This is a genomic window from Negativicoccus succinicivorans (assembly GCF_018373335.1).
In the GTDB taxonomy this organism is placed as follows: domain Bacteria; phylum Bacillota; class Negativicutes; order Veillonellales; family Negativicoccaceae; genus Negativicoccus; species Negativicoccus succinicivorans_A.
The window spans coordinates 1-6,717 of record NZ_JAHAHH010000071.1 but is presented as its reverse complement, the minus strand read 5'-3'; the positions used below and the strand labels follow the sequence as shown (position 1 = coordinate 6,717).

Here is a 6,717-nt window from a genome sequence, read left to right as displayed (position 1 = left end):
GAAAATTTTTGTTAAAGGAACCAAGCGCGTCATTTTGCACCTCCGTCATCGGTATGATGGGAAACGTCCCGCCCGTCGCGGTACATGCTTGCTAAAAATTTTTGCGGCTCGCCGTTATAAACGACGCGACCGTCGGCCAGCATCACGACGCGTTGCGCGTACCGTTGTACCACATCGGGCGCGTGCGTGACTAAAATAATTCCCAATCCCGCTGCCGTCAATTTTGTTAAAATTTGCATCAGCTGGCGGATATCCGCCGGCGAAATGCCGCTCGTCGGTTCATCAAGGATGAGAAATTCCGCGCCGAGCGCCACTGCCGAGGCCAATGCGACACGTTGCTTTTTCGCCCGCGAAAGAAGCGGCGGGTATGCGTCACGTTCTTCTTCCAGTCCGCATAATTTCAGCGCCGCCTCCGCTTTCGCGCGAGTCTCTGCCTTGTCGCGTCCCTGCTCGAGCGGGCCGAATGCGATTTCATCGTACACCGTGGTGCAAAAAAGTTGTCGATCCGCCTGTTGAAATACATATCCCAAAACATGACTGCGTTCACTTGCGGATAATCTCGTCAGTTCCCGACCGTTCAGCTCGATGCGTCCGGAGGTCGGCCGTTCCAGTCCCATCAAAAGTCGTGTCAATGTCGTTTTACCGCTACCGTTTTTGCCGACTAAAGCGGTGATTTCATCGGCCGCAAACGCCAGCGAAAGATCATGAATCACTTCGTGACCGTCAGCGTACGCAAAACACAGATGCTCCGTTTTCAGCATGTCGCCCTCCCCGCGACGACTGCCGATGCCGTCGCTTCCTGATACCGATCGGGCAACAAATCACGGAACGTGGCGTCCGCCTGCATGCGGCCGACCACTTCATCGAACGCGCCCACCATGACCAAACGTCCTTCGTCCAGCAGCGCGGCGCGCTTGGCGTACGGCGCGACTTCCGCCAACTGCGACTCGGTAACGACAACGGTCAGACCGTCTCGCCGATTCAGCGTGCCGAGCAATTGGTAAAACGCTTGCGTGCCTTCCGGATCGAGCGCCGAGGTCGGCTCATCGATGACCAATATTTTCGGCTCCGTCGCGAGCACCGACGCGATGACCAGGCGCTGACGCTGACCGCCGGAAAGCGTCGCCACGTTGCGTTCCTCCAAGCCGCTCAGCCCGACTTTCGCCAAGGCCTCCGCGCTGCGGCGCGCAATTTCTTCGGCAGCGTAACCGCGATTTTCCAATGCGAATTCCATTTCTTCGGCGACGGTCAACGTCACCAACTGCGCATCATAATCCGGTAAAATCGTGCCGACTTTGGTCGCGATCTCCGCGATACTGTGCTGCGTGATCGCCATATCTTCCACGAAAACCATGCCGCGCATGACGCCGCCGTAGTAATGCGGAACCGCTCCGCAGAGCGCGGACATCAGCGTCGTTTTACCGGCTCCCGCCGCGCCCGCCAACACCAGGAAGTCGCCGCGCTCAACGGTCAAATTAATATCGTGCAACGCGTCCGCTGTTGCCTGCGGATAGCGATAACTCAAATGTTCGATGGAAAACGCCGCGTCCTGTTGCGGCCGTAGAGTAAGTCCCGCGTGCGACACGGTAGTGACTTCCGCTTGCGTCGTCAAAGAAGCATGCAGCAAACGTTGCGCCGGCGCGTACAGAACCGGCGTGATAACGCCGTTAATGACCGCGACCAAACCGACCGCCGGGAGCATCGCATACAAATATACATTGGTCGCAATCCCGAGCATGTATGTCATCAGCGATACGAAAACGAAACCGCTGATCAATGTGGCGACGCCGCCGCAGAGCGCGCTCAGGATGCTTTTTTGCCGAACGTGCGGCAAAATCATGTGCGCGAAACACGCGGCCGTCATCGCACCTAACGGTTCGCTGATCAGGTTGCCGTAGGGAAAGCCCGATTTCGAAGTCAGAATTTCGATGCAGGCCGCCACCATGCCGATGCCGAAACATTGACGATACGTCGGTTTCGTCAGTAAAATCGCCACGCAATACGTCGCGATCATCCAATTCGGCGTGAACCCCGCGATGGAGGGAGACGCGATATGTAAAATCGTCCCGATGGAAAGCAACAAAGTCGAAACGGTCAACCAACGAAATTGCCCGCCGCGTGTTTTTTGAAATACCAATGTTTGTGTTTGCATATTATCTCCTTTCCGATGCGGACAATAAAAAAGCCTCCCGTCCACATCCATATCCAAATGATATGGGGACGAAAGGTATCCTTCCGCGGTGCCACCCCGCTTGACTGTTATCAGTCCGGCTTACTACGTACGGCGATTTGCGATACGCGCTTCGGGATAGCGGCCGAAGGTGCCGTCGACGCCTACCCCGCGCAGCGGATCGGGTCGTATCTCCCGGGCCCATTCGCGTCGTCCTCCCGCGCCGATCTTCCACTGTCACCGGCTCGCTTTAGCGTTTGTTACGACGGTACTCTTCCCGTTCATCGATGATTTCATTTAATTACAGGTAGAATAGCACAAAAAAATAGCAGTGTCAATTTTTCTCCAAAATATTTTTAACGTGCATCATGACTATCACAACGAATCCACATGAGCACGGTTTCCCGATGTTATAATAAAAAAGAATGGATTGTCTGTGGTATATGGGAGGCAATGTGAGTTCATTTACCGTGTGGCATTGGGGCGGAATTTTTCTGGCCTTTGCCGCCGTCTTTATCGCGATTTTTGCGACCGCGCAAAAATCATCCTTAGAAAATTTCAGCGTGGGCGGCCGCGCGTCCGGTCCGTGGCTTGTCGCCGGCGCGCTCGTCGGCACGATCGTCGGCGGCTCGGCCACCGTCGGCACCGCGCAAGGCGCCGTAAGCGCCGGTTTTTCCGCTTGGTGGTTTACTTTCGGCTCGACGCTCGGCTTTATTCTGTTGGGTAAAGTATACGCCGGACCGTTGCGCGCAAGCGGCTTAAAAACCATCGCCGAATATATGGCGGCGCGCTACGGCAAAATGGCGGGCGTGGCGACTTCCATCGTGTCCGTCTTGGGAATTTTCTTTTCGCTCGTCGCGAGCGGCTTGGCCGGCATTCATTTCATGCAAATTTTATTTCCCGTCTCGGAACTGACGGGCACTGTATTGCTGCTCGTCATTGTCGTGTTGTATGTTTTGGCCGGCGGCATTCGCGGCACGGCGGTGTCCGGCATCGTCAAAACGGTGTTGCTCTACACCACGCTGATCATCGCGGGCGTTTACGCCTGGCGCGGCTTGGCGCAACTTCCCGCGGCCACAGTGTGGCACGCCGACTGGCTTTGGCCGCAAGGCAGCAGCGACTGGCGCATGTTTGCGACGAATTGTCTTTCCGTCATTATCGGCGTCGCCGTGACGCAATCGTATGCGCAGGCGTTGTACAGCGCGCGTGACGCCGAAACCGCGGCGCGCGGCAGTTACCTGGCGGCGGCGCTTTGCATGCCGGTCGGTTTGCCGCTGATTTTAATCGGCATTCATACTCATTTTATGACGCCCTCGATCGACGCCGTCACCGCGTTGCCGATGTTCATGCGGATGCACTTGCCCGCGCTTTTGGCGGGGTTGGGGATCGGCGCGATTTTGCTTTCCATCATCGGCTCGATCGCCGGACTTTCGTTAGGCGCCGCCACCTCGATCGCCGTCGATATCTTCGAGTCGGGCTTCGGCGTAAAGGGACAAAAGCGGTTGCTTTTCATTTTGCAGGCGGCGCTGATTATGCTTGTGCTCGCCGCCTTCGCGGTTTCGTTATACCGGTACCATTCCCAAATTCTCTACTGGAATTTCCTTTCCTTTTCGCTGCGCGGCGCGGGCGTTTTTCTACCCTTTCTGCTCGCCATTTACGCCAAAGGACCGACCTCGGAAAAAAGCACGACGGCGAATATTCTTTTCTCCACTTTGATCGCCGTGCTTTCCATCGGTAACGATACCTTCACGCTCAATCCCCTCTACGTGGGCATCGGCGCATCCGCCTGCTGGCTGCTCGTGGAAACCATTTGGCGGCGCATTGATCGTCATTAAATAGCCGGATTGTACCGTCGAAATGCTATAATAAAATCAATTTGAATTCGGTTACATGTTCAGAAACGGTTGTTCATTATGAAAAAACACAATCTCCGTTGGTTCGCGCGCGTCAGTCTGCTCGCCGCGATTGCCGCCGTATTAATGATGTGGCAATTTCCACTGCCGCTGATGCCCGCTTTTTTAACGCTTGATATCAGCGATGTGCCTGTCGTCGTCGGCGCGCTTTTATTCGGCTGGCCCGCCGGCGCCGCCATCGCCATCTTAAAAAATTTATTGCATCTGCCCGTGTCATCCACTTTCGGGATCGGTGAAATCGCCAACGCCTCGTTAGCGCTTACCTACATCACTGTCGTCGCGTTGCTGCGTCGTTGGGGATGGGTCGCGTACGCGGCGGCCATCTGCGCCATTGCCGGCGTCGCCGTATTTCTCAACTTTACGTTGCTGCTGCCGCTTTATCAATCCGCGTTCGGTATTTCGACCGCGCAACTTTTGGCCATGTCCGCGCGCGCCGGTTCCCGACTTATCACCGTCTGGGATTTCATGTGGTGGGTGATCGTACCCTTCAATCTCATTAAAGGCGGCTTGATCACACTCCTTGCCCTGCCGATTTACCGCCGCTTGCGAACCATGCCGCGACAATAAAAAATCCTCGCTTGAGCGAGGATTTTTTTATTTGTGTAAACCGTAGCGAATGATCAGTCGACTGATTTCGTATAAAAGCAAAATGGGAATGGCCAGCAGCGTTTGCGAAACCAGATCGGTCGTCGGTGTAATAATCGCCGCCGCGATAAACGCCAGCAAGATGACAAAACGGCGTTGCGCTTTGAGCCAGGCGGACGACACCACATCCATTTCGGCCAGCGCCAAAAGAACCAGCGGCAAATTAAACACGAACCCGAACGGCAGGATCAGCATCAACGCGAAATCCAAATAACTTTCCATGGAGATCAGCGGCTGCACCGTGCTGTCGCCGAAGGAAAGAAAAAAGTGCAATCCTTGCGGCAAGACAACAAAAAAGCCGAACGCCGTTCCCGCTAAAAAAAGCAGCAGCGAACCGGGCACCAACAGCGCCAGAATCGCGTGTTCTTTTTGCGTAAACGCCGGCACCAAAAACGCCCAGAATTCATAAAATAACACCGGCGCGGCAAAGACAATGCCCGCCACCAGCGCCACTTTAACATAAATAAAAAATGCTTCCGCCGGTCGCAGATAATACAGTTGGCCCGCGGGCGCCGTGATGAACGCCACAATGAAATCGATGAAACAGCCGCTCACCGCCATGCCGACCACGGCCGCCAGAATGGCGCGGATCAGCCGCCGTCGCAACTCCCCGAGATGATCGATCAGCGTCATCTCCTGCGGGTCGGCGAAGCAGGCCGCGGAGGTCGCGCTTTTCATTCTTTCGGCGGTAACGGCGAAACGACGGTAACGTCTTTCTGCGCTTCTGCGGTCGTATCGTTGCCGTTGATCGCGTCTTTAAATTCGTGCATGCTTTTGCCCATCGCCTTGCCGATTTCCGGCAGTTTACCCGGTCCGAACAACACCAGGCCGATCACCAAAATTAAAATAAGTTCAGGAATGCCCAAGCCAAACATAGTAAACCCTCCTTTGATTGACGGTACTTGGTTTCCTTTTGAGGATACAGAAGCAATATCGTTTTACGGTGAAAAAATCTTTTAAAATTTGTAAAATTCAGTTTCAAAGAGCGATTTTTGTAATTTTGCGTGTTTTTACCGAAACCTAAACGAATTATAAATAAACCTCCTTTATATTACCTTTATCCATGGACGAATCCATACAGGGTAACAAAGGAGGAATTACTATGTCTACCGAAGAAATGCACGCAACGCCCGCGACCATGTCGCGCCGCGGCTTTTTGAAATTGGCCGCCGGCTCCGCGTTGGGCGCCGCCATGCTCTCCATGCCGTCTTTCGCGTTAGCGCGCGAACTGGAAACAAAATCGCGTCAGCTGAAGCCGGTCATGTACGACGCGATTCCGCAAAACGCCATCGCATGCGGCCAACAGGCGCCGCTGATCAACGACTGCTACCGTTCGATCCTGGGTTATGCGGAAAAAATTCGTGACGCGGGATTGCGTCGCGAAGTCACCGACCTCATCCAAAATCCGTCGCTGCGTTTCTTGCAGGAATACAGTTCACCGGCGGCGCGTCATCGCATCTACACGCAACTGGCCAATCGAGGCCTGGTCGATACCGCAAAAACCGATGAGGCGCATTTCTTCCCCGTTTCCGACGGCAAAATTCAGGAATTTCGCACGGCGCCGGGCAGCGGCTACGGCAGTCACCATCCGTATCCGGGCGGCTTAGCCACGCACGTCAACGCCAACATGCACATCACGGAAGCCGTCTGCAATACGTACCGGGATGTTTTCATGTACAATGTCAATCGCGACATCGCACTCGGCGCGGAACTTCTGCACGATATCGCGAAGCCGTTCGTTTTCGCCTGGCAGAAAAATGGCAGTTCGCTGCAGGAATATACGATCGCGGGCACCGGCTCCCACCATATTTTCTCCATCGCGGAAATTATTTACCGCGGTTTCCCTGCGGATTTCGTTGTCGCCCAGGCTTGCGCGCATGAAGCGCCGAACTCGGCGAAAGGCAATGAATCCGTCGCCGGCTGGCTGAAAGCCGCCGCGATGATCGCCGGTAAAGATCCCTTCGCGTACGGTTTGTTGAATAAAACCGG

7 protein-coding genes and 1 other annotated feature are annotated in these 6,717 nt (G+C 55.0%); of the genes, 3 read left to right on the top strand and 4 right to left on the bottom strand.

What is annotated here, in order from left to right:
* Positions 1-29: 29 nt before the first annotated feature.
* Both KH813_RS05640 and KH813_RS05635 read right to left on the bottom strand, forming a co-directional pair.
* Positions 30-761: an energy-coupling factor ABC transporter ATP-binding protein gene (locus KH813_RS05640; protein WP_303994349.1), complete on the bottom strand. Its 732-nt coding sequence runs from the start codon at positions 759-761 to the stop codon at positions 30-32.
* On the bottom strand, positions 755-2,152 hold the full coding sequence (locus KH813_RS05635; protein ID WP_303994347.1) for an energy-coupling factor ABC transporter ATP-binding protein: 1,398 nt from the start codon (positions 2,150-2,152) through the stop codon (positions 755-757). Before KH813_RS05635 ends, KH813_RS05640 begins: the two co-directional genes overlap by 7 nt.
* A gap of 61 nt (positions 2,153-2,213) precedes the next feature.
* Positions 2,214-2,464 (bottom strand) — a binding site (T-box leader).
* A 161-nt stretch (positions 2,465-2,625) separates the two neighbouring features.
* On the opposite strand from KH813_RS05635, the gene KH813_RS05630 reads away from it, so the two are divergent.
* Entirely contained in the window at positions 2,626-4,005 is a 1,380-nt protein-coding gene (locus tag KH813_RS05630; RefSeq protein WP_303994345.1) for a sodium:solute symporter, read from the top strand.
* Between the two features lie 78 nt (positions 4,006-4,083).
* Positions 4,084-4,650 carry an ECF transporter S component gene (locus tag KH813_RS05625; protein WP_303994343.1) on the top strand — a complete coding sequence of 189 codons (567 nt, stop codon included), beginning with the start codon at positions 4,084-4,086 and terminating at the stop codon, positions 4,648-4,650.
* Positions 4,651-4,677: 27 nt separating this feature from the next.
* Here KH813_RS05625 and tatC read toward each other — a convergent pair whose 3' ends face one another.
* Positions 4,678-5,406: a twin-arginine translocase subunit TatC gene (tatC, locus tag KH813_RS05620; protein ID WP_303994341.1), complete on the bottom strand. Its 729-nt coding sequence runs from the start codon at positions 5,404-5,406 to the stop codon at positions 4,678-4,680.
* Entirely contained in the window at positions 5,403-5,603 is a 201-nt protein-coding gene (locus KH813_RS05615) for a twin-arginine translocase TatA/TatE family subunit (RefSeq protein WP_303994339.1), read from the bottom strand. Before KH813_RS05615 ends, tatC begins: the two co-directional genes overlap by 4 nt.
* 227 nt (positions 5,604-5,830) lie before the next feature.
* On the opposite strand from KH813_RS05615, the gene KH813_RS05610 reads away from it, so the two are divergent.
* Positions 5,831-6,717, top strand: an 887-nt coding sequence (locus tag KH813_RS05610; protein ID WP_303994337.1) for a hypothetical protein, incomplete at its 3' end; no start/stop codon positions are given.

What these genes read in the sequence shown, in the direction of transcription:
- KH813_RS05640 (WP_303994349.1), bottom strand. Translation starts at nt 761, where the DNA reads ATGCTGAAAACGGAGCATCTGTGTTTTGCGTACGCTGACGGTCACGAA.
- KH813_RS05635 (WP_303994347.1), bottom strand. Translation starts at nt 2,152, where the DNA reads ATGCAAACACAAACATTGGTATTTCAAAAAACACGCGGCGGGCAATTT.
- KH813_RS05625 (WP_303994343.1), top strand. Translation starts at nt 4,084, where the DNA reads ATGAAAAAACACAATCTCCGTTGGTTCGCGCGCGTCAGTCTGCTCGCC.
- tatC (WP_303994341.1), bottom strand. Translation starts at nt 5,406, where the DNA reads ATGAAAAGCGCGACCTCCGCGGCCTGCTTCGCCGACCCGCAGGAGATG.
- KH813_RS05615 (WP_303994339.1), bottom strand. Translation starts at nt 5,603, where the DNA reads ATGTTTGGCTTGGGCATTCCTGAACTTATTTTAATTTTGGTGATCGGC.